The organism is Caballeronia sp. AZ10_KS36 (assembly GCF_023631105.1).
Classification (GTDB): domain Bacteria; phylum Pseudomonadota; class Gammaproteobacteria; order Burkholderiales; family Burkholderiaceae; genus Caballeronia.
In genome coordinates, this window is record NZ_JALQDQ010000033.1 from 27,930 (window position 1) to 53,871 (window position 25,942).

Annotated in this window: 29 protein-coding genes and 1 pseudogene; 17 read left to right on the forward strand and 13 right to left on the reverse strand. The window is 59.5% G+C overall.

Annotated elements, in window-relative coordinates; genetic code table 11:
• The first annotated feature begins 364 nt into the window (after positions 1-364).
• Positions 365-1,579: a hypothetical protein gene (locus NCR35_RS19840; protein WP_052131858.1), complete on the forward strand. Its 1,215-nt coding sequence runs from the start codon at positions 365-367 to the stop codon at positions 1,577-1,579.
• A 71-nt stretch (positions 1,580-1,650) separates the two neighbouring features.
• Positions 1,651-2,178, forward strand: coding sequence for a hypothetical protein (locus NCR35_RS19845; RefSeq protein ID WP_033536806.1), 528 nt, complete (start codon positions 1,651-1,653; stop codon positions 2,176-2,178).
• A gap of 365 nt (positions 2,179-2,543) precedes the next feature.
• Here the strand turns inward: NCR35_RS19845 and gmtX are convergent, their stop codons facing one another.
• From gmtX to arsH, 5 genes are all read right to left on the reverse strand, one after another.
• Positions 2,544-3,206 carry a gamma-mobile-trio protein GmtX gene (gene gmtX / locus NCR35_RS19850; RefSeq protein WP_033536805.1) on the reverse strand — a complete coding sequence of 221 codons (663 nt, stop codon included), beginning with the start codon at positions 3,204-3,206 and terminating at the stop codon, positions 2,544-2,546.
• A complete protein-coding gene (gmtZ, locus tag NCR35_RS19855) occupies positions 3,203-5,809 on the reverse strand; it encodes a gamma-mobile-trio integrase GmtZ (protein ID WP_250535772.1) in 2,607 nt (868 codons plus the stop codon). The genes gmtX and gmtZ overlap by 4 nt, the downstream gene beginning before the upstream one ends.
• Before the next feature lie 28 nt (positions 5,810-5,837).
• Positions 5,838-7,220, reverse strand: coding sequence for a gamma-mobile-trio recombinase GmtY (gmtY, locus tag NCR35_RS19860; protein WP_033536795.1), 1,383 nt, complete (start codon positions 7,218-7,220; stop codon positions 5,838-5,840).
• An 84-nt stretch (positions 7,221-7,304) separates the two neighbouring features.
• On the reverse strand, positions 7,305-8,567 hold the full coding sequence (locus tag NCR35_RS19865; RefSeq protein ID WP_033536794.1) for an MFS transporter: 1,263 nt from the start codon (positions 8,565-8,567) through the stop codon (positions 7,305-7,307).
• Entirely contained in the window at positions 8,518-9,237 is a 720-nt protein-coding gene (arsH, locus tag NCR35_RS19870) for an arsenical resistance protein ArsH (protein WP_250535773.1), read from the reverse strand. Before arsH ends, NCR35_RS19865 begins: the two co-directional genes overlap by 50 nt.
• A gap of 126 nt (positions 9,238-9,363) precedes the next feature.
• Here arsH and istA point away from each other — a divergent pair, with 126 nt between their 5' ends.
• Together istA and istB are read left to right on the forward strand one after the other, a co-directional pair.
• The gene (gene istA, locus NCR35_RS19875; RefSeq protein ID WP_250535778.1) at positions 9,364-10,890 is read left to right on the forward strand and encodes an IS21 family transposase; all 1,527 of its coding nucleotides are present in this window, start codon (positions 9,364-9,366) and stop codon (positions 10,888-10,890) included.
• 2 nt (positions 10,891-10,892) lie between these two features.
• Positions 10,893-11,681: an IS21-like element helper ATPase IstB gene (gene istB / locus NCR35_RS19880; RefSeq protein ID WP_250535774.1), complete on the forward strand. Its 789-nt coding sequence runs from the start codon at positions 10,893-10,895 to the stop codon at positions 11,679-11,681.
• Between the two features lie 84 nt (positions 11,682-11,765).
• Here the strand turns inward: istB and NCR35_RS19885 are convergent.
• From NCR35_RS19885 to NCR35_RS19915, 7 genes and pseudogenes are all read right to left on the reverse strand, one after another.
• Positions 11,766-11,906: pseudogene (locus NCR35_RS19885) on the reverse strand (arsenical resistance protein ArsH); the annotation flags it as partial.
• A gap of 12 nt (positions 11,907-11,918) precedes the next feature.
• Positions 11,919-12,617, reverse strand: a complete 699-nt coding sequence (locus NCR35_RS19890; RefSeq protein WP_144403771.1) for a hypothetical protein — start codon at positions 12,615-12,617, stop codon at positions 11,919-11,921.
• Between the two features lie 40 nt (positions 12,618-12,657).
• On the reverse strand, positions 12,658-13,485 hold the full coding sequence (gene arsN2 / locus NCR35_RS19895; protein WP_075583598.1) for an arsenic resistance N-acetyltransferase ArsN2: 828 nt from the start codon (positions 13,483-13,485) through the stop codon (positions 12,658-12,660).
• A 9-nt stretch (positions 13,486-13,494) separates the two neighbouring features.
• Positions 13,495-14,556 carry an ACR3 family arsenite efflux transporter gene (gene arsB, locus NCR35_RS19900; RefSeq protein ID WP_033536791.1) on the reverse strand — a complete coding sequence of 354 codons (1,062 nt, stop codon included), beginning with the start codon at positions 14,554-14,556 and terminating at the stop codon, positions 13,495-13,497.
• Positions 14,543-15,064, reverse strand: coding sequence for an arsenate reductase ArsC (locus NCR35_RS19905; protein WP_033536790.1), 522 nt, complete (start codon positions 15,062-15,064; stop codon positions 14,543-14,545). The genes arsB and NCR35_RS19905 overlap by 14 nt, the downstream gene beginning before the upstream one ends.
• Entirely contained in the window at positions 15,061-15,519 is a 459-nt protein-coding gene (locus NCR35_RS19910; protein ID WP_033536789.1) for an ArsI/CadI family heavy metal resistance metalloenzyme, read from the reverse strand. Before NCR35_RS19910 ends, NCR35_RS19905 begins: the two co-directional genes overlap by 4 nt.
• Complete coding sequence (locus NCR35_RS19915) at positions 15,516-15,848, reverse strand: ArsR/SmtB family transcription factor (RefSeq protein ID WP_075583599.1); 333 nt, start codon at positions 15,846-15,848, stop codon at positions 15,516-15,518. The genes NCR35_RS19910 and NCR35_RS19915 overlap by 4 nt, the downstream gene beginning before the upstream one ends.
• 277 nt (positions 15,849-16,125) lie before the next feature.
• Between NCR35_RS19915 and imuA the strand changes: the two genes are divergently transcribed.
• Positions 16,126-16,809: a translesion DNA synthesis-associated protein ImuA gene (gene imuA, locus NCR35_RS19920; RefSeq protein WP_033536787.1), complete on the forward strand. Its 684-nt coding sequence runs from the start codon at positions 16,126-16,128 to the stop codon at positions 16,807-16,809.
• A gap of 54 nt (positions 16,810-16,863) precedes the next feature.
• Here imuA and NCR35_RS19925 read toward each other — a convergent pair whose 3' ends face one another.
• Positions 16,864-17,073, reverse strand: a complete 210-nt coding sequence (locus NCR35_RS19925) for a hypothetical protein (protein WP_033536786.1) — start codon at positions 17,071-17,073, stop codon at positions 16,864-16,866.
• A 104-nt stretch (positions 17,074-17,177) separates the two neighbouring features.
• Between NCR35_RS19925 and ligD the strand changes: the two genes are divergently transcribed.
• The 12 genes from ligD (at position 17,178) to NCR35_RS19985 (ending at position 25,796) form a co-directional block, all read left to right on the forward strand.
• Positions 17,178-19,067 (forward strand): DNA ligase D, encoded by a 1,890-nt coding sequence (gene ligD, locus NCR35_RS19930; protein ID WP_235366298.1) that lies wholly within the window; start codon positions 17,178-17,180, stop codon positions 19,065-19,067.
• 158 nt (positions 19,068-19,225) lie between these two features.
• Complete coding sequence (locus tag NCR35_RS19935; RefSeq protein WP_033536785.1) at positions 19,226-19,498, forward strand: hypothetical protein; 273 nt, start codon at positions 19,226-19,228, stop codon at positions 19,496-19,498.
• Between the two features lie 118 nt (positions 19,499-19,616).
• Positions 19,617-19,865, forward strand: coding sequence for a hypothetical protein (locus NCR35_RS19940; protein ID WP_033536784.1), 249 nt, complete (start codon positions 19,617-19,619; stop codon positions 19,863-19,865).
• A 14-nt stretch (positions 19,866-19,879) separates the two neighbouring features.
• Positions 19,880-20,731 (forward strand): hypothetical protein, encoded by an 852-nt coding sequence (locus tag NCR35_RS19945; RefSeq protein WP_033536783.1) that lies wholly within the window; start codon positions 19,880-19,882, stop codon positions 20,729-20,731.
• 89 nt (positions 20,732-20,820) lie between these two features.
• Positions 20,821-21,057 carry a type II toxin-antitoxin system Phd/YefM family antitoxin gene (locus tag NCR35_RS19950; protein ID WP_033536782.1) on the forward strand — a complete coding sequence of 79 codons (237 nt, stop codon included), beginning with the start codon at positions 20,821-20,823 and terminating at the stop codon, positions 21,055-21,057.
• Complete coding sequence (locus tag NCR35_RS19955) at positions 21,057-21,437, forward strand: type II toxin-antitoxin system VapC family toxin (protein ID WP_033536781.1); 381 nt, start codon at positions 21,057-21,059, stop codon at positions 21,435-21,437. Before NCR35_RS19950 ends, NCR35_RS19955 begins: the two co-directional genes overlap by 1 nt.
• A gap of 32 nt (positions 21,438-21,469) precedes the next feature.
• Positions 21,470-21,817, forward strand: coding sequence for a hypothetical protein (locus NCR35_RS19960; protein WP_033536838.1), 348 nt, complete (start codon positions 21,470-21,472; stop codon positions 21,815-21,817).
• Positions 21,818-21,877: 60 nt separating this feature from the next.
• Positions 21,878-22,192 (forward strand): hypothetical protein, encoded by a 315-nt coding sequence (locus tag NCR35_RS19965; protein WP_144403770.1) that lies wholly within the window; start codon positions 21,878-21,880, stop codon positions 22,190-22,192.
• 330 nt (positions 22,193-22,522) lie between these two features.
• Complete coding sequence (locus tag NCR35_RS19970) at positions 22,523-23,200, forward strand: hypothetical protein (protein WP_033536779.1); 678 nt, start codon at positions 22,523-22,525, stop codon at positions 23,198-23,200.
• 422 nt (positions 23,201-23,622) lie between these two features.
• Entirely contained in the window at positions 23,623-24,228 is a 606-nt protein-coding gene (locus NCR35_RS19975; RefSeq protein WP_033536778.1) for a hypothetical protein, read from the forward strand.
• Between the two features lie 59 nt (positions 24,229-24,287).
• Positions 24,288-24,521, forward strand: a complete 234-nt coding sequence (locus NCR35_RS19980; protein WP_033536777.1) for a hypothetical protein — start codon at positions 24,288-24,290, stop codon at positions 24,519-24,521.
• A 96-nt stretch (positions 24,522-24,617) separates the two neighbouring features.
• On the forward strand, positions 24,618-25,796 hold the full coding sequence (locus NCR35_RS19985; protein ID WP_051996772.1) for an SGNH/GDSL hydrolase family protein: 1,179 nt from the start codon (positions 24,618-24,620) through the stop codon (positions 25,794-25,796).
• Positions 25,797-25,942: the final 146 nt, after the last annotated feature.

Consider the following 25,942-nt stretch of genomic DNA (forward strand, 5'->3'; position numbering starts at 1 on the left):
GGCTAGTGGGCGGCTGGTCCGTCCGGTGAGCTGTCACGGAGCGCACGGGATAAGGGACAGTCCGTTAGTCGGACGACACGCCGTTCGCCGGTTGTTAACCCTGCCCGGCACGGCTATACTGTAGACACGTCTGAAACAGCAGACGTCGGGTTTGGCGACCTGAACAAATCAAAGCGCAAACGCCGCGCAAAGCGGCTTTTTTGTGCCTGCGCCTCTGCACGCCGGTTCTATGGGCGGGCCCTGGTGGGGAGACCTTCGGGTCTGCCGGTTTCTTTGGTTCCGGTTCGCCAACCCTGCCTTGTGCCCGCTCACCCCATTTGGCGATGGGCAGCGGAGTTCGACCGCAAACCAAAGAGGCCGCATCATGAGCAACACCGCCGCGCCTGGCTTCAGGCAACCTTCCCATCGTTTTCCTTCCTTCTCAGTTCGCATACCTGCATTTCTTCTCGCCGTCCTAGCGACAGGCATTTCTGCCTGGATATCCATCATCGCGGGAATTGAACGAGGGGGAGCAGCGTCAGAACGTCTCGCGTGGGCGGCCGTAGGGCTTGTCCTGTTGCTCGGCGCACACCTGATTCCAGCGCTTACTCATGGGGCGACGTTGCATGTGCGTTGTACGGCCGTGCTGCTATGGCTAGTGTGCATGGTCAGCACCGGCTATGGGCATGCGACATTCTTTCTTGCCGCGCAGCGCCATGCTGGCGAGGCGCGTGCGGCTCAGGTGCAACGTGACTTGCCCGCAGTGCCCGCGCTTCCAGGTCGTGCGCCGGACGCGATCGCTCGCGAGCAGGCCCGCGTGACCCGTGCACTGCTCGTGGCGCGCTCGACACATTGCACAGTCCGCTGTGAATCGCTCGACATCAGGCGTGAATCGCTTGCGGCCCAACTGGCGGCGCTTGGAACCGAAGCGAACGAAGCACGCCGGCGTGAAGAAGCCGCCGACAGGGAAATTGCCGCGCGCGATGCACTGAACGCTAAAGCGGATGCAGCGAGAAATGATCCAGTAACGTCGCGGGTAGCAGACGTGCTTGGCGCACCGCGGGGAACGATCGATCTTGTGTTTGCTCTCTCGATGGGCTGGTTGCTGGAAGGCGTCGCCTGCCTGGGCTGGATGATCGCGCTTTCCGGCCCCTCGCGCATCAGCAGTAGTGCAGAAGACGTCTCAGTATCGTCGAGTAACGCCGCCTTGCTTGCCGGTAGCATGTCGCTGGTGGCCAGTCCCGTAAAGGGCGAGACGGCCGTAGCGGACGAGCATGGTTACCGGGTTGAAGTCACCGGTAGTCATGCGATTCAGACCGGGAGTAGCGGACGCACCGATCATCGGATGCACAGCGTCGTCAATTCAGAACTGGTGCAGCTAACGAGCGCGATCGCCGACGGGCGAGTGCGGCCAACCGTCAAGGAAATCCGAAGATTCATGCAATGCTCACAGGCGAAGGCCATGCGGTTGAGACACCAGTTTCTGGAGGTCGCCGGTGAATCACAGGACGGCCTGCGGCTGGCCGCTTCGGGAGCCGGTGTGGGTTCGGTTAAACCGCGACTTGTGCATTCCTTTGCCGAGCAACCGCAGGCTGCGTGAGCGAACGGCGCTGCGTTGCGTCAGCCTGCCCTTGTCGTTACGCTGATGGACAAACTATTACCGGGAAGAGGATGAATACAGTTTCCCTCGACGCGATCGGGGCAGGCCTACCGCTTGCCGCCGCCGTCGCATACCTTCCGCGCACGCTGGATGTAACGACAAAGTTCACGTGCGCGATGTTCGTACTATCGGTGGTAATCTCATCGGCGTTCTCGTACTGCGATGCGAATGCCGTCCACGTCGTGCCGGGTGCGATCCTCCTATGTGTGAGCATCTGGCTTCCGCGCGCGCGAGGTCACAATCGCGAGATTCCGGCTGCGATGATCTTCGCGTTGACGTTCATATCGATTTTCCCGGTCGATATATACGGTGCCTACACCTGCCATGCTTCGAGCGGGCAGGCCCGGATCGGGGGCGCCGGTTTTGGTGATTCTCTGCTCCACACGCCGCTGTCCCTCTCAGTAATCCACAGTTTGATCTACTACTTTTGTGAGCGGGACGAAAAGCGTGGCCAGGTCCCGTTTGGCAACTTTCTGCGGCGGCAGTGGGCGTTCACGCTGGGCGATGGAAAGCCGGGCGCGGCCGCTCCGGCGGAGTAGCGACAATCGGTTGCCGGACCGGCGGGTGGCCAACACAGGCCGATTGCGGCAGGTCACGGTAGCTGTACCCGCACGCTCTCGCTACTCGAAAGAGTCCAGCGCGAACAGGGAGCGTGCGGCCCTCGCGTAGCAGGCCCCTGCATTCCACGCAATGCTCTATACTGTATAAACATACAGTGTTTGGAGGGCTTATGGGCGCGTTGCCGGCACGTGTCGAGGAAATCCATCCGTCGCTGTGGACCTATACCCGTGGAGTACATAGTTTGAGAGCGAAAAGCGTGAAAGCGTTCTGCGGTGGGGTCGCCAAGGACTCTCCGTTTCGATGTATGCATACATCGAACTACATCGTTTCGGTTATCGGCTGTTCAGGCTCCGAGGATCTTTCGTATTGCACGCGCGAAGCCGACATCGAACACAGTCCGACCGTGTTCGTTCACAATCTCCCCATGGCTGCTTTCGTGTAAGCCGTGTCCATCAAGGTAGTCGGCAGAGACCGCCTTCTCCAGCGCTTCACGTTCTGAAGGAGTGAGCTGCGCGTCGTGGCCGTGCGTCGTTGTTGGCAAGACGATGGCGGCTCCTGGGCCGCGCGCACCGATTGGGCGCCGGTCCACGACGACTTGAGCGTTAGATTTCAGAAGGTTGACCTCGGCCCGGAGCTTGTCTCGCTCCCCGATGATCGCTTGCATGATGGAGCGGATCGCGGGGTCTTGAATACGCATGAGGTATTCGTGGCTTGCCAGCGGTTTCGATGGTTGAAGCGTCGGTGGCCCGGCATACGTTGCCCAGGACAAAATCAGCTTGCGGTAATCCGCCGATTGCATGTTGTAGAGGACGCGCCCCTTTAGGATGCCTTCCGCCTCCGCCAGGCGACCAATGGTTGAGAGAGAAAAATCGCACGAGCCTAACTCCTGATGCCTACGGCAAATCTCATGCAGCGCTGTCAGCCTAGCAAGCCGATGAGCGCGGCCGCCTTTGGCGAGCAGCGTGCCAAGAACAATGTCCGGGTGGCCGATTGTTGGGCTGTTCATCCTTGCGACTCGTCGATGGATTGAGGCTTGCGCGTGAGCATGCCGGTGGCATTGCATTCCGGCAGAAACGTGGCGAAATCGACGCCAAATCGCTCGCTCAAGCTCTGGCCAGCATCCATCAAATTGATGACTTGCCGCGTTCCCAGCACCGGATTGGCGGGGTTCATCTGCCGTGCGAGACGGCGCATGAATGCGTTGCCAACGCGAAGTTGCTCTCCCTCACTCAGCATCATGAAGACGGGCGACAGGTTATCGCGATATAGCACAGCATCGAGCAACTGACTTCGACGAAATATCGCCTTGCCAGCATCGAGATCAGGATAGAGTTCGACGTCTTCGCAAACTCCAGCAAGCTGAAGCAATTCCGATTCGGTGTCTTCAAACGCGATATGCACGTCGCTCGCGGTGCCCACGGCCACCAGTTGAGTAGAGTCTTCGACGAGCCGGTCGAGCGCGGCCTTACAGCGTTCAATGAGCCGCCAACAAGCGGTGAGATCCTCCGCGAAGTCGTTGAATCGCTTCATCGATCCTTCCCACACGCGCTCTGCTTGCCGAAAGGTATCGAGATGAAGGAAGACCTCGCCAGCGTCTTCAGCGTCAGCTTTCTGCTTCTTCAGATCAAGAAGCACGCCCTCATTCGCGAGGCAAGCATTGCGGGCCTCGTCGAAATGGTAGGCGATCGTGTTGAAGTGCGCGGCGAGCGATGGAAGGTAGTGAGGCTCCGTCACAAACCAGCGGCATCGAACGCAGTTGCGATTCCCTCCCGGAACGGGAGCGTGCTTTGCGTTGCCAACAGCAGTACCTGGCAGAACCATCGGACCTCCGTTGTGGCATCCACCAATCGAACGGTTCTCCATCGAATCGCTGGCGTTTCCTCCAGCGAGGCACAGGCCGTGGTGCATTGGCATCCAGCCCAACGCGTTTCTTGCCGCTGGATGCTCAGCGATTGCATCTGCAACACTACCTACACTATTGCAGATCGCGCTTTGCACAAGTTCCTCGTGCGCAGTATCGAGCAGGAAATTCTGAATGCTCGCATTCTTATTGGCATCCAAACGAGCCTTCGCATCGAGGAGGACATCGCGAATATGGGTGGCTCCAGGCTTGGTGTAATACAAGGTCATGACCAACCGGCTATGACCGACAAGCTTCTGCAGCACAGGGAACGGCACCTGGCCTTCCAAGGCCAGGGCGGTGACAAGGGAGACTCGCAAACTGTGAAGTGGGAACAACGTCCTCTTCTTGGATTGGGGCGGCAGCAGCCGAATCGGCGTTCCATTGTGGTGAGTCTCGGAACGCACGGCGAGCCGTGATTCAAATGCCTTCAGCAAATAGAACCAGCACGAATTGAGCGCCTGATCCTGAAGCGGAAAGTTACGCATTTGTGCCGTTGGGTATTCTGGCAATCGGAAGAGAAAGCACGCGTCGGGATAGCGCGCCAACTGGAAATCAGTCTTGACGATGATATGTCGACGATCCAGTTCGGCCCATGAGGTTCGACGGGAGATGGGGTTGTACTTCTCTTGCCAGTTACGCAGCTTCTCGATCCAGTAGAAAACATTCTGGTGAACTGCTCCGCCGTGCATCCACGGCAGCAAATAGCCCTTCTCCGGCCCTGACTTCGAAACATCGGCAGTCTTGTTCGTGTTGATATACAGGACCGCTAGTGGGTCCTCGCTGCTGCTGCGATCATAGTCGCGCCTGAACACACCCTGCTGTAGCGGTCGAAATTCGCTCCCCTGCGCAATCTCATTGCTGTTCAGTTCCCAACGACCTGCCATATAGCGCCAGGTGTCTGCCTCTCCAGAGTCAAGCACACGGACCTGGCTAGTGCGTAACGGCAAGATGAGCTTCACAAGCAATGCGACCCAGCGCACTGGACTCCACATCTGCAACACTTGACCACCGCGATAGTTTCGACTCAGCTTACGTATGCGCCACACGCAATCCGGATCGTCGCGATCAATCTCGTCTTCGGTCACGTCGAACCAATCAGGTGCGCTCGCACCCATATGGCCGATCTTGCTCCCGAGCGCCCCTTGCGCCCATTGCCAGTCGCGAAAATGGGGTCCCGCCGCCAGCATCTGCCGAAGTTGGTCGATGTAGCCATAGGGCAGCGGTGAGTAAACGCTCTCGCCGCGCTTCGGCAACCCCGCTTTCGACATACGACGTACCGGGTTGCGATAGCCCTGCATTAATACGGCATTATCGTCTTTACCAATCTGACTGAAATGCCGAAGCAACACAAACTGCAGAAAAGCGTGGATAAGATTATTCGCGCTGATGCCCCAAGGAGAGTCAGGACACGCCGTTCGGTGAAATTCTGGAACCTGTGTCGTTTGCGCCAGGAATACACTCGGGTCCAGCGGCAGGCTCTGCAGAATGAGGTAGCGCTCGAAGAAAGTCGATAGGGCCTGCAGTCTCTGGTGTAGACCATGCGTTTCCCCACCGAGCCACTCCAAGGCGAAGACTCTCCAGGCTGCAAGTTCTGGATAGAACTCCACCACCCAGGCCAGGGTTGCATCCGAATCGCGTCGCATGCTGCGCTCGGTCCTTGCCGCCTTGCGACGCCCCTTCGGTTTAGTTGGAGAGGTCTTGTACATGTGTTTGCTCGGTCACGTGGAGATGTGGTTAGTCCGATGAACGGACCAAATCCGACAGAGGCGTCGTAAGAAGTCCATCCAGCCGGTGCGCCGCTTGCTGAAGTGCTTCTCGGGCTTCGCTAAAGCTTGCTTGTGTGTAGATCTCCTGGCTCTCGATGGAGGCGTGATGCATGAAGCGGCGAATCATCGACTTATCGATCTCTGCACGCCTCAAGCGCTGGCCGTAGGCGTGTCTGTGCCCGTGAGGGGTGGTGCCAAGCGCCTTACCGACCTCGAGTCCTATGCGTTTGCATGCGGCCGCATGAGCCTTGTTGTATTGAGTGAGGGTGTACATTGCACCGTATGGCGCGTGTCGAAGGTTCACGAAGGCGAAGGGATGATCCCGGTCAAAATGCGCCAGCTGCTTCAGATAGCGTTGCCATAACTCGAGAAACCACTCGCCATACTCCGGCACGAACCAGTAAGCTTGCTTGTAGTAAGGGCCGTCGTGCATACTGCCTTTCCAGCCGGCATGGCGACGGTCCATCAGGTCTGTACGCGGCACAAGGCGGAAGCGCTGGCCGAGGTATTCTGCTCGGTTCGAGTTACGCGGTCGTCCTCGCTCGTCACACCAATCGGCAGGCGCGATCCCGTAGTGCGGATGGTGGATGAGGACCTTGGCTTGACGCGGGTCCTGTGGATCTGGAAATACGTCCTGAACGTAAAGGTGAAAAGGCTCCGACTCTCGAAATCCCGCGCCATGGAGCAGTAGCGTGATCAAGATGCCACGATAGTCGTAACGATCGCCGTTGCGAAAGCCTTTGAAGAGCAACGCTTCAAAGTGACGTTCTGGAAAAGCTGGCGGCTCACCTCGCGCGACCCTCGGGATTCTCCCGTAGCGAAGCCAATATCGTGTGGCGCGCGCGGTGGAATTCGACGACCACGTATGCCCAAGGAAGGCCTTGCTTCTACGATATTGGTAAGCGGCTTCATCAATCTGTCGATCGAACGTGCTGCCGAGGTACCGAGGATTGACGCTGGCTGCTTCAGGACGAACTTCGCCCAACCAATTGAAGAAGTCGCTCAAATGGATGATGATGCGTGCCGCGTCGTGCGGCGAGCGAGGTGGCCAGCAAAGGCCCGTGGCGTCGAGTCCTGTTTCGCGATTGAACGTTCCTGTGTACAGGCGCTTCGCGAAATTCTGAAACAGTTGATGAGGGTCGCGTTCGGCGGGGTTGAGCTGAATGTACTCAAGAAAGAGCCGCACCGATCGCGTCACCTTGCGCATCCATTCCAGACTGCGATCGTGGCTTCTATGCAGGAAATAATCAATCAGCGGCTCGAGTATCCCCGTCGCGGCAAGCAAGGCGGGGATCTCAGTGTAGACGCCGGTTTCGTCCGTGAGGACCTTTGCTCTGATGCTGACGAACATCGCTCGACAGAAATAGCAAACATCCTACGCACGCTTTAAGTCACCACGTTGACCGTTGTAAGTCATCGCTGCTCCTGAATCGACTCACCGATGAGAGAGCCGTGCCGGCGCGCACTTCGCTGCGATAAAAAAGCTGAAGGCGGATAGCGACGAGACAAGCAACACCGTCCATTCGACGGCGACATACCCATGCGTCAGTCCCCAGATGCTCGCCGCTGCGATGGGCGCGATGCCCTTCGCAATGTTCGACGGAAACGACAGCATGCCGCTGATCGCGCCGTAGCCCTCCGTCCACAGAAACTGCTGGACGATCGTGCCGCGCAGGATCGTCATCATGCCGTTGGCGGCGCCATAGCAGAGCGCGAAGATCCACAATAGCGCAGCGGATTTGCCAGCCACGATCAGGACGACCGTCGAGACGGGAAAGAGTGTCACCACGATGAAACCAACTGTCGTGATGGTGACCTTGCGATCGAATGCGAACCAGACCGCGCGGGCGATGACTTGCGCGGGTCCGATCAGCGCCATGGTGATGACCAGAACCGTGTTGGTGACGCCGCGCTCGACCATCAACGGAACCAGATGAAATGTGAGCGCGGCGAAGGTCGCGTAGTAGGTTGTGAAGCACAGCGCGAGCGCCCAGAAGGTAGGCGTGCGCAGTGCACGTCGCGTTGCCGCAGCATCGACCGCCATGCGCTCCGCGCTCGGCTGGGAAGCGTTCGGGTCGATTCGTGAGGAGCGGATCGCGACGACATGAATCGGCAGGCAAATGATTAGATTGCACGCGGCCAGTGCGACGAGCGCGAGACGCCAACCGGCCACATCCACGAGGAACTGCGTGATCGGAATGAAAACCGTGCTCGCGAATCCCGCAACGAGCGTCACCAGTGTGATCTTGGTCTTGTATCGCAGCGGATAGCGATGCGTGAGCACGGCGAAGAGCGGGTCATAGAAGGTCGCCGCCATCGACAAGCCCAAGCCGATCCACGCTACGAAGAGAATCGTGAGCGACGATGTGGCGGACCACATCAGCAGCATGGCTGCCGCGATCAGCGATCCGATGGACATGACCCGACGTCCGAGCCCGTGGTCGATCCATTTGCCCACCGGATATGCTGCGAAGCCCGAGACCAGCAGTCCGAGCGAGAGGGCCGCATTCGTGGACGTGCGGCTCCAGCCCATCGTCTGCTCCATGGGTACGACCAGCAGCGAAAACGAATAGTAGACCGAGCCCCACGACACCAGTTGGGCGAGCGCGAGCGCCCAGGTGGCCAGTGATTCGGCGCGATCCGTCGAATTACTCGACTTCACTGTCGTCGGTGTCGGCGTTCTGTGTGCTGTGCTCATGGCTCATTGCTGCATTGGCGAGGGCGGAAACAGATGTAGGGGTCTTCTCTTTACGCTCGCTGTACCTGTCGGTCAGGTAATCCGAGCGGTCGCGCACGAGCAGCGTGAATTTATAGAGCTCCTCCATCACATCGACCACGCGGTCGTAGTACGGCGATGGCTTCATGCGTCCGTCCTCATCGAACTCTTGAAACGCCTTGGCAACGGAGCTCTGGTTGGGAATGGTCACCATCCGCATCCAGCGGCCAAGCACGCGCAAAGCGTTCACCGCATTGAAGGATTGCGAGCCTCCCGACACCTGCATGACCGCTAGCGTGCGCCCTTGCGTCGGCCGGATGCTACCGGAATCGAGCGGCAGCCAGTCGATCTGATTCTTGAACACGCCGGTCAGTGCGCCATGTCGTTCCGGGCTGCACCACACTTGGCCCTCGGACCAGATGGACGCTTCGCGCAATTCGACGACCTTTGGGTGGTCTGCGGGCACGCTGTCGGCGAGTGGCAGGCCATGCGGATCAAACACTCTGGTCTCAGCGCCGAACTGCCGGAGGATGCGTTCAGCTTCAAGCGTCAGCAGCCTGCTGTGAACTTTCGCCGTTAAGGAGCCAAACCGTTTTCGGCATAAAGGCGCCAGGGAGTTTTCGGCGTTTAGGCGCCGAAAGTTTTTCGGCATATAGGCGCCAGTAGATTTTCGCCGTAAAGGCGCCACTGGCGTCTGAGGCGGGCGCTCGAACTCCGCCAACCGCTACCCTCACGGCACGCATTTGCTCCGGAGGGTGGCTTGAAGAGGAAGTTCGAGATGTACCAATATCGACAGGTTCTGGTGCGAATGCGCCAGGGTGACTCCGACCGGGATATCGACCGGTCGAAGATCATGGGCCGTAAGAAGCTGGCAGCCGTGCGGGAGATCGCAACCGAGCGCGGATGGCTTTCTCCGGACAACGCTTTGCCGGATGACGCGCAGCTTGCTACAGCGTTCAGCCACAAGGAGTTCCTGCCCGCGAGCTGTATCTCGTCGGCCGAACCGTGGCGCGAACAGATTGCGCAGTGGCACAACGCGGGCGTGCCCGGCACGACGATTCACAGCGCGCTGGTGCGCAACCACGGCTACGCGGGAAGCTACTCATCCGTCTACAGGCTACTTCAGCAATTGAAGGCGGAGCTCACGCCGGATGTTCCGATGCGGCTTGAGTTCAAACCTGCAGAAGCCGCGCAAGTTGATTTCGGCGCAGGTCCGACTATCACCGATGCACACACCGGCGAGGTCCACAAGACGTGGTTCTTCGTGATGACGTTGTGCTGGTCGCGGCATCAATACGTTGAGTTTGTCCGCGATCAGAGCGTCGACACATGGTTGCTATGTCACCGTCACGCCTTCGAATGGTTCAACGGCGTAGTGGGACGCGTCATCATCGATAACCCCAAGTGTGCCATCGTCAAGGCCTGTATCTACGAACCCGAAGTCCAGCGGGCCTATGCGCAATGCGCCGAAGGGTATTCGTTCAAGATCGATCCGTGTCCGCCGAGGGACCCGGCTAAAAAAGGAATTGTCGAATCGGGCGTTAAATACGTGAAGTCGAGCTTCCTTCCTCTTCGCGAATTCCGTGATCTTGACGACGCCAACCGGCAAGCACGAGCCTGGGTGATGCACGAGGCCAGCATCCGGACGCATGGCACGACGCGCGAAGTGCCGCTCAAGCGTTTCGAGGATGTCGAACAGGCGCTGTTGCAGCCGCTTCCCGATGTGCCGCCCGAGCTGGCAACCTGGGCGCGCGTGAAGGTCCATCGCGACGCCCATGTGCAATTCGAGCGCGCCTACTATTCCGTGCCGTTCCGGCTTGCCGGTAAAGAGCTGTGGCTCAAGGCAACCGCCACAATGGTGCAGGTTTACTATGAGCACGAACTGTCAGCATCGCATGTCCGCCAGACTGCGCCAGGAACGCGTAGCACGGTGGCCGATCACATGCCGCCAGCAGCACAGGCCTGGCAAATGCACGACACCCAATGGTGCCTGGGAGAAGCGCAACGTATCGGACCGTCCTGCTACGCGCTTGTTCACGCGCTCTTCGGAGATCAGGTTCTCATCAAGCTGCGCGCCGTCCAGGGCGTGCTGCGCTTCGCCCAGCAGTTCGGCGCATCTCGCCTGGAGGCCGCCTGCCGTCGCGCGAATCACTTCGGCACGCCAAGCTACAAAGCCGTCAAGCTGATCCTGCAGAAAGGCCTCGACCAGACCTGGCTGTCGACCGAACCTATTGAATCGGGCGCGAGTACCTACACCCACGGCGGCCGCTTCTGCCGCGATACCCAGACTCTGCTTATCCATTGAACATGAATCCAATTCCCGAACTCACGTCTTCCCTTAAGCAATTGCGACTGTCCGGCATCCTCGACACGCTCGAAGCGCGCAACCGTGAAGCCATCGACCGTAAGCTCGCCTATACCGATTTCCTGACGTTGCTCATCCAGGACGAGATCGCACGGCGCGATCATCGAAAGCTCGACGCCCGCATGCGCCGCGCCAACTTCCGTGGCCAGAAGACACTGGAAGGTTTCGACTTCGACCGGCTGCCCAACCTTAATCGCGCCGTCGTCCATGATCTGGCGACCTGCCGCTTCATCGATGAGAAGGTCAGCGTGCTGATCGCCGGTCCTTGCGGAACGGGCAAAAGTCATTTGGCACAGGCACTGGGCCATGCGGCCGCCCGGCAAGGTCACGATGTCCTGTTCATGACCCAGACCCGGCTTCTCAGCACGCTACGCAACGCGCAAGCCGTCGGCTCCTACGACCGGCGCTTCCAGGCGCTTGCCAAGGTACCGCTGCTCATCATTGACGATTTTGGACTGAAACCCATGCGCACGCCCGAAGATGAAGACTTCCACGATCTGATTGCCGAGAGGTACGAGCGTACATCGACTGTCTTAACGAGTAATTTGGATTTTACGGAATGGGGCGACGCGTTCGCGACCAACAAAATGCTCGGCGCTGCAACGCTTGATCGCTTGCGACACGCGGCATACCGCGTCGTGCTCGACGGCGAGAGCTACCGTGTTCCACGCCCGATGCCCGAGAGCAACAAATCAGCACTTGCGAAAGGAGGTAAAAACAAGGATTCTTGATCCCCGTTCGAGCCCCGAATCAGGCGCCTTTCGCTGGCGCCATTACGCCGAAAACACCCGGCCCCTTTACGGCGAAAGGCAACACCTGCTGTACGACGTGGGTCGAAGTGAACCGTACAGTAGGAGGATTCGGGGCGGGTGCTGCGAAATCGCATGCGCCTCAAGCTTCGCGAGATCGGGTATGTCGAGATGCGAGGCGCTGACGTGCGGCAGGTCGTTGATCATATAGATGTGCGGTTACAGATGGCTCGTGTCGACGTCCGACTTGCCAATCCGGAAGGCTCCGCAACAAAAGTGGCGTGCGGACATTAGCGCCGACGCTATCGACGAAGCCAAACTGCCTTCCGCCCCGTTGCGCGTTTCAGCGACTCGCGCTTCGTCGCTCGTTAGAAGTCCAACACCGTTCGTGTCACAAAACCGAGCGAGTCGCGATCCCTCGTACCGGTCGTTTAATCGGTACAGCGCGCCTGACAGGCTGTGCTCCCTGCGGCCATTCACCAGAATCGCATAGACCTTGAATCCGTCGTCAGAGAGGCGGTTGCGTGTTTGCAGGAGCGGAGCTTGCCAGTTACAGCGCGGGACCTGAAACAGGGTTGGCACATCGAGTAACAGGACAGCAGCCGCTGTTGTGCCGCCTAAGACAAATCGCATCAAGTCCTCATGCCCGCTTCGAGTCGCGGTTAAATCCATTGCTTCCGCGAACTGCCCGGCCTCCCGGCCAAGCGATCGTAAGAGTGCATCGATCAAGGTTGAGGTGGACATACTGACTGACTGCAAAGCAGCGGGTACATTCGATCCAGCGATGTTCCTGAGTCTCGCGCTGCTGGACTTCCGTGCCGGGCGCAATCGAAGCGCGATCGCAGCCGTCATCGGGTTGCAGCGCGAGCCAGAGGAACCAACCCACAACGAGGGTGCTGTGATGTCAACATTGTTCATGACTGGACTCCAATTAAGTGCCATCCCGCGCTCGCGCGAGCTACAGGGTAATGGCACGCGACATGAGTACCGCACTGGCCGGACACAGGGTGCAAGCCTGTTGCGTCATTAGGATCGTTGGGGGCGCCGCCTCGCGCATGACGGCCCTGAAACCAGTCTTCTCGAAAAAGGCCGAGGTGTCCGTCGTGAGCAGCCATGCAGTGCGAGCACCTGCATCGAATGCCTCGTGCAGCAATACAAATAGCAGGTTGCGACCGATGCCCATGCCTCGATGCCCGGACGCGACGACGATCGAACGGACGAGCGCATCACTACCGTACCGTTCGAATCCACCGTAGCCGATGTGTACACCGGCTAGCGTGCTGAACTTAAAGAATGCGCGTCCGGGCTCGGACAGGTCATCGACCGGTAGTTGGGCATCCCTCATAGTCTGCACGAAGGTGGCGTCGTCGCCCGGGATTGCCCGGGCGACGATGAACGGTACGCCATCCTCCTTTAGCATCTCGCGCTCGGGTGCATGAGCCAGTACGTCAACAACAGCGTCCGAAGGTCGGCATAGACGTGTGCCGCGCGGCGTCACGACAATCGGTCGATTGATCAGCATCGGATGGACCAGCATCGCGTCAATCAGTTGCGCATCGGTCAATGCCGCATCGTCGAGTCCGAGTTCCGCATACGGCGTGCCTTTGATCCGGAGTATGTCCCTGACCGCCAGTCCGGTGTCCGTGATGATCCGCTCGAGCGTTGCGCGATCCGGTGGTGTCTTCAGATACTCGATGACGCATAGGTCTTCACCGGCTTCGCGCAACATAGCGAGGACATTGCGCGACGTACCGCAATCAGGGTTGTGGTAAATGATGATGCTCACGCCCGCTCCTCACGCGGTCTCGTACCAGCGCTGCGAGCGGTTCACAACGCCAACCACGAGCAGCATGACTGGCACCTCAATCAGCACGCCAACGACAGTCGCGAGCGCCGCGCCCGACTGGAAGCCGAACAGGCTGATCGCGGTCGCGACGGCCAGCTCGAAGAAATTGCTTGCGCCGATTAGACTCGAAGGCCCGGCTACGCAATGCGCCACACGGAGCTTACGGTTCAGCAAATAGGCCAGCCCGGAGTTCAGAAAGACTTGAATGAGGATCGGGACAGCGAGCATCGCGATGACCAGCGGCTCGCGGACAATAGCCTGCCCCTGGAAGGCGAACAGGAGGACGAGCGTAGCGAGAAGCGCGCATATCGAATAGGGGCCCAGACGAGACACCGTTCGATTGAAGTGTGGCTCACCCTTCGCGAGAAGCGTGCGACGCAGGACCTGCGCAATGACCACTGGGATGATGATGTAGAGACCCACCGACGCGATGAGCGTATTCCAGGGGACAGTGATGGCGGATAGGCCAAGGAGAAGCGCCACGATCGGTGCGAACGCAACGATCATAATCGCGTCGTTCAGCGCCACTTGCGACAAGGTGAAATAGGGATCGCCCTTGCAAAGCTGCGACCAGACGAACACCATCGCCGTGCAAGGGGCGGCGGCCAGCAGAATGAGGCCGGCAATGTAGCTGTCGAGTTGCGCTGCAGGCAGCCAGGGAGCGAAGACGTGGCGCACGAAGATCCATCCGAGCAGCGCCATGGAGAAAGGCTTGACCAGCCAGTTCACGAATAGCGTGACACCGATCCCGCGCCAATGGCCTTTGATCTGGGCCATCGCACCAAAGTCGATCTTGATGAGCATCGGGATGATCATCACCCAGATGAGCACGCCAACTGGCAGATTGACCTGCGCGATCTCCATGCGACCGATAGCCTGGAACAACGACGGCAACCATTGGCCCAGCGCGATGCCCGCGATGATGCACAGCGCGACCCACACCGTCAGGTATCGCTCGAAGAAGCCAATGACGGGGCGGCCCGCGCGAGCAACCGAATCAGTGCTGCTCATTGGATTCCTCGGCCGGACGTTCGCCAATTGCACGCACTTCCTTCTGCGCTGCATTGCGATCAAGTATGTTCAACGGCAGGTTCACAAACTGACTCACCCGCGTCAGGATCTGCCGGTAGACCTTCGTAAAGACTGCGCGCTTCTGCTCGTCGCTGCCCACAAATGCGGCAGGATCCTCAAAGCCCCAGTGCGCGGTGATCGGCTTGCCGGGCCAGATCGGGCAGACCTCTCCCGCCGCCTGGTCGCATACGGTGATCACGAAGTCCATTTGCGGTGCGTCCGGCGTACCGAACTCATCCCAGCTCTTGCTGCGTAGCCCTGCCGTGTCGTAGTCCAGTGATTCGCAACGCTCGAGCGCAAACGGATTGACCGCACCTGACGGATGACTACCTGCGCTGAACGCATGGAAGCGGCCCTTGCCGAGTGTGTTGAAGAGCGCTTCGGCCATGATGCTTCGGGCACTATTGCCCGTGCAGAGGACCAGAACGTTGTAGGTCTTGTTGCTCACGTGGCGCTCCGTTTAATATCTGCGCCCGCGCAGCAGGCATTTGAAGAAACGTAGGTACTGCGTGAACGGTCGCGCGACTCACCATAAACTGGAGCATGCTCAAGCGTTCTAAATGTCTCCCACGCGACTCCCTGAGGATCGACAGTCCACGCCTTGTCCGACTTTGCGTAACAACAAGTCGTCGCCGTCTGGTTTGAAACAGGCAGCTCAGCGCTTGCAAAGCGGGCTCGCATCTCGGCGAGTTCATCATCTGACTCGACCTGGATGCCAAGATGATCGATGCCCGGCTTCACGCCACGCTTCGAAATGGCGAAGTTGACCTTAGGATCGCTCAACTCCCACTTGCGATAGTCCGACTTCGATACGGTCGGCTCCGTGCCTCCGAACATAGCAACGTAAAAGCGAGTGCTCGCTTCGAGGTCTTCGACAGCGACATGAATGTGCATGCGTTTCATGATTTAGCTCCTGTGCATTGCGGCACACCTTGAACGGAACAGTCGGCGCCAGCACAGCAGTTCTCAGTCAAAAACCCGAGCAAGCCGTTCATCGCGTCGAAATTGGCTGAATAGAAGATGAATCGTCCCTGCTGGACGCTGTTGACGAGGCCAGCATGCGACAGGTCTTTAAGGTGAAACGACAGACCGGATGGCGAGAGGCCAAGCTGCTGAGCGATCTCACCAGCCGGCATGCCTTCGGGGCCCGCGACAACCAGTGCGCGGAAGATCGCCAGGCGCGATTCATGAGCGAGCGCGCCGAGCGCGCGTACAACGAGGTTCGAGTCCATGGCAGCATCATAGACCTGTCGATTCAAAGATTCAAGTAATCTTGAAACGACAGAGCGACAGTGTTTGGTCGATTAATTAGGGACGGGAAATAGCGGGCGGAATCGAAGAAGATTGGACTCGACCTCCAACCTGGAACTCAAACACTTGGGCTAGAATACCTGTATATTTATACAGTACTTCTGGAGCTAAATCGTGAGTCGGACTGCGTTAGCCGCACAGCAGTTACGCACGCCCGAGGAACGGGCGCGCTCCATCGATGCTGCGCTCGACAGAAATATGTATTCGGAGTCGGGGGGAATAACCTTGTGGCGCGGAGCGCAGCTGGCGCGGGGCGGTGGACGGACGATCGATACAGGCTATGCCAGCCTCTCGACGGAGCTGCCGGGCGGTGGATGGCCCTTGGGCGCACTCACTGAGATGATGCTCCAGCAGACAGGCATTGGGGAGCTGCGCCTGCTGGCTCCGGCGCTCGCCGCCACGAAGCGACCCATCACCTTGGTCCAGCCACCGCAAGAGCCAAATGCTCCGGGGCTCGCGTATGTGGGCGTCCCGCTGGAAAACACCTTGCTGTTACGGCCCAAAACGACTGCCGACTCCCTGTGGTCTGCAGAGCAGATCCTCCGTGCGGGGACGTGCGGCGCGCTTCTTTTCTGGCAAAACCACGTCAAAGCGGAATGGCTGAGGCGGCTGCAGGTCGTCGCGAAGTCAAGCGAAACCCTGTTTGTCGTTTTCAGACCGTTGGCGGCCGCGATGGACCCGTCGCCGGCTGAATTGCGGCTCTCGGTCCGGCCAACAACTGACGGCGTGTCCGTCGAAGTCGTTAAACGAAAGGGACCTGCCGCCGCGCAGCCGATCGTGGTCGAGCTTCACCCGTCGCCCGTGCTGCTCAGCCGCCACGCCAGGACCCGCCGTCCTGCGACCGTAAGTCGACGAAGCCTCGCCGAGACCACGTCGGCGTGACGAACGCGGACACGGCGCGTCGGTCGTGTTAACGTTACGGGCACCGCCCCGAGGTTAGTCTTTGCTGCCCAGCTCGCTATGTTTGTGGGAGTGGGTCGCACCATGAATCAGTTCGTAATGCGCGCCCTTGCCGCTGCGGGTTGGGGGGAAATGCTCGCCTTCGACACACGTCACTTCAAAGCCACTTCCGCCGTCGCCTTCCCGGACTACCTTGTAGATGCCCGAGGTCTTCACAATCTCGCCGGGTTTATGCTGCTCTGCCATGTCTTCCTCCGCGGTTGTTCTTCGCCGACGAGCAACCGCTGTGCCTCCGCCGGAGGAGGCACACGACGTGCGCATGCTCTGCACCGATTCCGCAAGGCCTTCCCATGATTGACGTGCGACGACTGCGCAGATTAGGGGCCGTCAGGGCTGAAATGCCCGGTCGTATCGCGCCGCAGCTTGCCGTGCTCGCGAAGCAGCCGCCGGCGACAGGGCAATGGTCTTACGAGATCAAGTTCGATGGCTATCGGCTGCTATCGAAATGCGTGGCGGGCGTGCCGACGTTTTACACGCGCAACGGCCATGACTGGACCGATCGTCTGCCGGCGCTGGCCGACTCCCTTGGCTCCTTGCCAGTGAAAAGCGTCTGGCTCGACGGCGAAGCTGTCGTGCTCAATGAAAGCGGCCTGCCCGACTTCAGCGCATTGCAGAATGCTTTTGCACGCCGTCGCACGTCCAGCATCGTGTACTTCGTATTCGATCTTCTGTACCTGGACGGATTCGACCTGCGTCACGTGGCTCTGCATGAGCGCCGCGATCTCTTGCGGCAGTTGTTGGCGGAAATAGACGACGCACGTCTGCGATTCAGCAATGACTTTGAGCAGGACGTCCATTCATTGTTGGACTCTGCCTGCCGCATGCAGCTCGAGGGCATCGTGGGCAAGCGGGCAGACGCGACCTATACCGAGGGCCGCTCGCCCGACTGGGTCAAACTGAAGTGTCGGCGGCGCCAGGAGTTCGTGATCGGAGCCTACACGCAATCGCGAGGCGCGCGAAGCGGCGTTCGGGGCCTGCTCCTTGGCGTCTTCGAGCGCGACGGCTCGTTGCGTTACGCGGGGGCGGCCAAGGCTGAACTCAGGCCGAAGCAGCTGCAGGCGTTCGCGGCCTCGCTGCACGAGCGCAAATCGCCGCCGTTTCTTAATCCGCCGGCGCGAGACCCTGATCGCGAGGTCGTCTGGGTTGAACCCGAGAAAGTGGTCGAAGTATCGTTTCTTGAGTGGACGCCGGTAGGTGAGATTCGGCAGGGCGTCATGGTCGGCCTGAGAGAAGACAAAGACGCCAGGGAAGTGCGAGAGGAAGGCGTCGATCTCGCGATGTCAACAGGCGCAGGAGAGCGTCTCTCATCCGGAGTCCGTCCGGTGCGGATCACCAATCCCGGCCGGATCATCGATCCATCGTCGGCCGTCACAAAGCGCGACCTGATCAGCTACTACGAAGCGATGGCCGACTTGATGCTGCCGCAAATAGGCAACAGGCCCTTGATGCTCGTGCGCGCCCCCGACGGCATCAGCGGCGCGCTAATTTACCAAAAACACGCCGAATCGCAGCGCTTCGTGGCGGTCGAGAGCTTGCCGCCGTCTCTCCATCCCGGACATGCCCCCCTGCTTGTCGCCAACACGCCCGCTGCCCTCGTGGAGTTGGCCCAACTGAACGTCGTCGAGATCCACTGCTGGAACGCGAGCGCACCGAATCTCGCTAGCCCTGACCAGTTCATCCTGGACCTTGACCCGGACCCTGCGCTGCCTTGGAGAACGATGCGGGAGGCGGCCATGCTGGCCAAGGTACTCCTTGACGAGATCGGGCTTGAGTCGTTCTGCAAAACCAGCGGCGGGAAAGGTTTGCATCTTGTCATCCCGTTGCGGCCGATTCATGCATGGGACGAGGTCAAGCGGTTCTCGCATGCGATTGCACGCCATCTTGCGCGTGTCGTGCCCGAGCGCTTCTCCGCGGTGTCTGGTCCTCGAAACCGAGTCGGGAAGGTCTTCGTCGATTATCTGCGCAACGGGCGCGGCTCCACGACGGCTGCCGCGTATTCGGTTCGCGCTCGCCCCGGGCTCGGCGTGTCGGTGCCAATCAGCTGGGACGAACTTGGCGCTGTTGAAGGCGGCGACCAGTGGAATGTGCGCACCGCACGGCAGCGCAGGGATATGCCGTGGGGCGGAATCGAGCGGCAGCAGGTCATCACCAAGCAGATGACTGCAAGGCTCCAAGCATGAGCGCCACGCGCAATACTCAAGATCCTGACGTTGGTTGCCGTAACACATGATGGCCCGCCGCGTGTGACGGCCTTGGATATTCACATAGCAACGCGCAATCCTTATATAATTTCACTCATTGCATTTAGTGATTAAAATCAACATTGCAGGAGTGGAGCATGTCACAAAAAGATCGGAAAGCGGAATTCCGCAAGGCACTTATCGAACTGGTGAACTCGCACATCAAATCCAGCGGAATCACGCCGGAGGAGGCCGCCACGGTGTTTGCCGAAGAGGCGAAGACCGCGCTGGACCATCTCGGGTGGAAGCCTCAACCCCAGCGGGCCGCAAGCGAGCATCTGGTCGTTGCGGCCGCCTGTCTGAACGACGGTCTGGTAATTCCGGTGCCACGCTTCGACGCGCTGTTCCCTGTCTCTGAATCGGCGATTTAGCGCGTTCGAAGCTAGCAGTCCCAAGAGCATCGCCTTGCCATGCAGAGAGGGCGGGCATGGCGCGCAAGAAGCCAACGCCGGTACGGGCTGACGTATCGATCACTTATAGGAATAAAAGATGAAATCGCGCAATCCACATGATGTTTCCGCTTCACGTTACGGCCGTCGCTGGATGATCGGCATCTTCGTCGCGTGGCTGGTTGTCTTCGAACTGTTCAACGGTCGCATGTACGGATGGTCGGCGCCCGCAACGAACCATGACATCGTCCGATCGGCTGTCGTGCTGGTCATCGGCTGTGTCGTCGCGCTCGTCGGTGGCAAGCGAGCGGAAGCGAGATACAAGCGTAACCGGCGAAGCGCGTTCTGAAAAAGTCCATCCATATGAGTGAGCAACACAGCGAGACAGGCGAGAGCTCGGCGGTTCTTGAGACCGTGGAATCGACAGACAGCCTCGAGGCGAGAACGCTTAATGTGAGGCAGGGAGCCTTTGCCATTGCGACCACGCAGGACACGTTGAACCGCCTGCGCACAGGTAACCTCGGGCCGTGCGTCGCCTTCTACGGCATCAACCGACGAGCCGGCGTGACATTCATGAGCCACGTCGACGGCAACCTGTGCGGCTTTCGCGCATTGGAGGATCGTCTCTCGAGCGCTACCAATGGGGACCTCGAAAGTTTCGCGCTCTATGCCACGACCAACTACACGATGACGGCGAGGCTAGCATGCCTCGCTCTTGTCGGCGCGGCGTATCACTGGTTGCCCTTATGGTTGTGGCTGGGGTTGATAGCCGTCGTCGTCGGCTTTGGTTTCGCAAGCCTTCTGCAGATCTACGTCTTCGCCCGGCGAGCCTTCGGCACATGGCGCATCAAGCTTTGCACGCCGTGGCAGTTCTCCGGACGCGTCGAGGTCAGTCTTGATGCTGCATCAAGCGGTGGCCCGGACGTGCCGCGACGCGAGACCGTTTCCCGCGCTGAAAGTGAGCGTCGCTACGGTCGACTCCATTGTTGGGTGTCGGGTCAACGGGAAATGACCCCGACACGAGAGGTTTTGAACCTTGCGTCGGAGCGCGATGCACTGCGCGAAGTTGTGCAGGCGCTGGACTCATTCCAGCGCGAGTACGGCGCGCAGGCGCTGGACCCTGACGGCATGCCGGGCAACGAGCATTACCGGCCGAAGCTGGTCGAGCTGGTGTCGAAGGCCCGTGCCGCGCTAGCTAGCCGCCCGACAGAGTGACGGCGATGACAGTAGGGCGCGATCTGACGCCGCCAGTAGACCAACTTAGCTAAGTTGGCTAGAATGGTGTCGTCCAAGGGAGCGATGTCATGCAAAATGCCAACATTCACGAAGCCAAGACGAATCTGTCGCGGCTTGTCGACGCGGCAATAGCCGGAGAAGAGGTCGTGATCTCCAAGCGGGGTAAGCCGGCGGTCCGGCTCGTACCCGTCGAATCCGAAAAACCTCTCCGGCGCTTCGGCGTAATGCGCGATAGCATCCGCATCGCCGACGACTTTGATTCGCCGCTGCCCGACGACATTCTCGCCGCTTTTGAGGGACGGTGATGCGCCTGCTGCTCGACACGCATATCTTCCTGTGGGTGGTCGCCGACGACGCAAAACTGAGCGCCGCGGCCCGCGCGACAATCTCGGAGGCGGCAGAGGTGTTCGTCAGTAGCGCGAGCATCTGGGAAGCCTCTATCAAGGCGGGGCTGGGAAAGCTGGACGTCGATATTGACGCCCTCGTAAGCGCCATCGAGACGAGCGGGTTCAACGAATTGCCCGTCATCGCGGCGCACGGTGCCGCCGTACGCCATCTTCCAGACTTCCATCGCGATCCGTTTGATCGGCTGCTGATCGCTCAAGCGAAACATGAGCCAATGCATTTCATGACGGTTGATGGTCATCTTGAACAGTACGCACCTGACCTCGTCATGAAGGTCTGATGCGGGTGAGCCACGTCGTTCCGGAAACAACCATGTCGCCACAACAAGCCCTTCAAATCGTCCAGCAGCTCGCGGACGGCATAGACCCGACGACCGGCGAAGTGCTGTCTGCAGAGAGTCCGTTCAATCAGCCGGAAGTGATCCGCGCGCTAAATCTCGCATCGAACGCACTCAAGGCACACGGGCTAGACGCCAAGGCAGCACCGACGCAAAAACCCAGACCAGAAAACGCCGGCCGGTCGTGGTCGCCGCAAGAAGATGCAGAGCTGCTTGCCGAATTTGATGCTGGTATCGTGCCTAAGGAATTGGCTGTCAAACACGGCAGGACTAAAGGCGCAATCGAGTCCCGCCTCGTGAAACATGGCCGTATCCAGCGGTGACGCTTGCCATACTCCAGGCGCGATGAAATGTGTCCGTTAAACCAAAGAAAGGAGTAGATCTTGTTGCGACGAATGATGACCGAAAAGGGCTATCCCGTGGAAGCGTACGCGATGGCTGCTGTGCTCTACGGATTCTGTGCGGCCGCGATGTTGATCGCAGAGTTCAGCACGCTTGACCTGTATTACTTTGAGGCGTGGTCTTTCCGCTGGATCGGTGGCCTCGTCGGCGTGATCGCTCCGCCTTTGGTAGCGGCAGTTTGGTTCGTTCGTAATGAGTGGGACACGTGGCTTCCGAAACGGATTCTGGCAGGGTGGTGCCTGGGTATTGCAATCGCCGCTGCCGGCGTGACCATCCGTGCTTGGTTGCATATCTAACTCGGGAAATGCCGCCGTCTATCACGAGCAAAGCGAGCCATGTCCAACCTTACCCCGGCGCTGGCCTTGCGGGCCGCAATCAACCTTTTGCGAGATTCTGCCGAATCACGCAAGATGCCCAACGGCGAGCCCCTAACTGATGCCGTTGTGCAGTTCCATTTGGACGCCGCTGACACGCTGGAAGAGTCCCTAACGGACCTCCGGGACCACGAGTAAGAAAACAAGAGCATCGGGGCAAGCTGGACATTCTCAATCTGCTTGAACGAGGCGAATCGGGGCAGCGGCCGCACCGGATTGACAGCTATTTTCGAAAACTTCCGCAGCTAAAAGATGGTATTTTTCCCCGCCTTTTTATTTGCCGCATACGCCAATCTGGTCATTGCTATTCGCGGTCTTGTCTTGAAAGGACGTGACGGGGTTGTGGCGCAGCTGCATTTCGTGTGCTGCCTCGTGGGCGTACTCGGTTTGTTGTTGGGATTCGAGATGGTCCCCGATCCGACCAAAGGCATCGCGGGCGACGCATACAACTGGAGCCCCGTTGCATTTTTTGGGTTCGGGGCGGCAACCATCGCGCTCTTCGTTGCGCGGCTGCGTAAGCAGGAACGCCAGGATCGTCGCGACCCGCTCACGCTGCGCTTCGGTACAGCGATGCTAGCCGTACTGGCAGGGCTCTACATCTGCGGCACGGCGGTTGATCACTGGTGGTTCTTTCGTGATTCTGAAAAAGCAGGCACAGCAGAGGCTTCCTTTGTAGGCAAGGACGTCAATTGCAGCAGCTCAGTGCTTGTGAGACTGGATGGTAGAACCGCGACCTACCGATGTCCGACGCTGATCGAGTTCGGCCGCGATTACAGTCAACCGTTTGTGCCTTGGCCTTCCTATTCTCAAGGCATAACAGACGGTCGACATATTCTCGATGCGCTGGCGAATGCCGACGCGCAGACTGAAACCAAACAAGCGGTACGACACACGCCAGCGGACACGCAACCCGCGGCTTCCGGCCCGTAATTGATCGGGGCATCGAGTTCGATATACCCCTGATATAGTTTCGGCCATGAATACCTCTCTTCCCCCCGATTCCGCCAACAGGGACCGCATGCGCGCGCTGTGCGAGCTGGCCGGCTCGCAGGCTGAAGCGGCCGCGTTGATCGCCAAACATACTCGTCGTCCATGTAGCGTGAGCGCCATCAAGTCCTGGACATGCTCGCCTGACTCGACGCGCGCAAGAACGTGCCATGAATGGGCGGTCGAAGCCCTGGAAAAAGAACTAAAAAAACTTGGTCGCAGCACTTGACGCGGTGTACATGTACACCGCATTATTGAGTTGTCTGTCATCCATCTAGCGATGGATTCCGTTTGTGTTTGCGAGACAGGTGCGCCGCCCGGGGGCGGTGCCGCAAGCAGAACCAGCAACTCAACAAGAACGCAAAATGACCAAGTATCTTCAAGACCTCACCAACGCCGTAGCAGGCATGTCCGTGCTGCAGGCGACTCTCTTCTGGCTTTTCATTGGCATCGCGTTCGTCGCCATCAGGCGGATCTACGCGCGACTCGTCCATCACAAAAGCGCGCCCGCGGCGCCGGCACAGCATCACAACATCGCCTTCTTACTCGCGCTCGCTTCGGTGTTCGCACTTTGCCTTTCCTTTCCGTTCCACATCGTTCTCGCCGACGACCAGTTCGACTGGATCTCTGCCTGCGTGGTGCTTTATGGAACGTGCTGGGTGGCGATCGGTGCCGTAATGAGCAGGGAGCAAGAGGTCGACATGCTTTCGTTGATCGACACGCAGAAGGGGGCGACACCGAATGCGATTGAAGTGGCCACCGTTAAGGCCCTCGTCGATGCATCGCGTTTTTGCCGCAACGGCCTAATCTTTGTCGCCCTCGGTGCCGTTATCCAGATGGGCCATCTCGTCTACAAAGCTCACCCCGAGCTGTTTTTCAAGGTCGCAGTTGCGCAAGCTGACCCGGCGATGGGTGCCACCATCACGCAAACGCCGGCGCTCGCCGCCTTGCGCGACAGCCAGCCGTCGTGACGATGACTTACTGGCTGTGAGCTGGTAGCGCTCTATGCCAGTTGGTGAGGACGAAGGCAATGGGCGAGTGGACCAAAGAAAGCGAGTATTGCCTGTCGCATCCGAGCGGTTGGACGATCGCCAAGTGTTACGTGCAAGGCGTCCCCCGCTACGTTCTCTGGGAAGGCGATACGCGCAAAAACCAGTTTAACGACGTACGCGACGCGATGCGCGAGCACTCGCGGCTCACACGTGTCGAGCAGGCAACCGAACGGGGCGGCGACGCAGTGGCTCCGCCCGGCCCGCAAGAATAAAGCAGCAGCGGCCAAGCGGCCCAAACAGGTGGTGGCTCGCGATACCAACAGCAAGCGACCCACAACGCATCGATTAACAGACCGAGGAACCAAATAATGAAGACGAAGAATACGGCCATCTTTGCAAACGACATCACCACGATCAAGCGGACCGCGCAATACGCGCTCGCGACGCTGGCGTTCGCGGCACTCGCGGCGTGCGGCGGCGGCGGTGGCGGTGGCAATACCTCCGCGGCGTCGAATGCGCAGGCCAGCGCAAACGTTCAAATCGTATCGTTCGGCGACGAGCTGTCGGATGTAGGTACATACGCGCCGGTCATCACCGCGAGTTTTGGCGGGGGCCGCTTTACCACGAATCCGGGCGAAGTCTGGACGCAGAAGGTCGCGGAATATTTCGGCGGCTCGCTCAGCGCTGCCTATCTTGGCGGCTTTGGTCAGCCGCTCGCAGCGTCGACAGGCCTTGGCTACGCGCAAGGCGGGGCACGCGTGCAGGACCCGGCCGGCGAAGGGCATGCGGCGTCGTCGGTGCCGAACGCCGACTACGCGCAGGCGACAACCGTTCCAGTCACGCAGCAGGTGCAGAACTACCTGAGTGCACATGGAGCCTTCAGCTCCAGCCAGGTCGTGCTGGTGAACGGCGGCACGAATGACATTCTCCTTCTCGAGCCTTCGATCGAGAGCCTGGTCGCATCGGATGTCGCTGGAGGCATGGACCTGACCAGCGCGGTGCAGAAGGAAGCAACCGCCGCTCTCGTGCCGGTAGCTCAGAAGTTCGCTGCGACGGTGCAACAGATCGCGACCGCGGGCGCCGGCCACGTCGTCGTGGTCAATGTGCCGGACCTCGGCCAGACTCCCCTTGGGGCAAAGGTCGGTTCGAGTGGGCAGCAGCTGCTGACGGCGCTCGCAACCGTCTATAACCAGGCGGTCAGTCAGACGATTCAGAGCTTCGGCTTGCCGGCCGGCAAGGTCGTTCCGGTTGACCTGTTCGGGTGGCAAAACGGTGTTATCGCTGCCTATCAGGCGAATGGCTTCTCCGTTGCCAATACCGGCACAGGCTGCAATATTTCGCTGATGGTCCAGAATGCGACCAACTCTGGCGTGAGCAATCCGCAAGCGTTCGGCTCGTCGCTGTTCTGCGCGCCGGCCCTTTACACCGTTGCTGGTGCCGATCAGTCGTACATGTTCGCCGATCTGACCAATCCGTCGACGCATCTCCACGCCCTGTTCGCGCAGTATGTCGAACAGCAACTGGCGAGCGCCGGCGTCAGCAAGTAACGCGCGCGACGCGGTAAAAGTCTGATGTGGGACCGCTCAGGGATGTCGCGAAAGTAACCGCGTGTCACTTTCCAACCTGTGCGGTTCACAACTGCGACGATTGAAGCAAGCGCTCGAAGGCGCAAGTTGGTTGAATCATAAGTCCG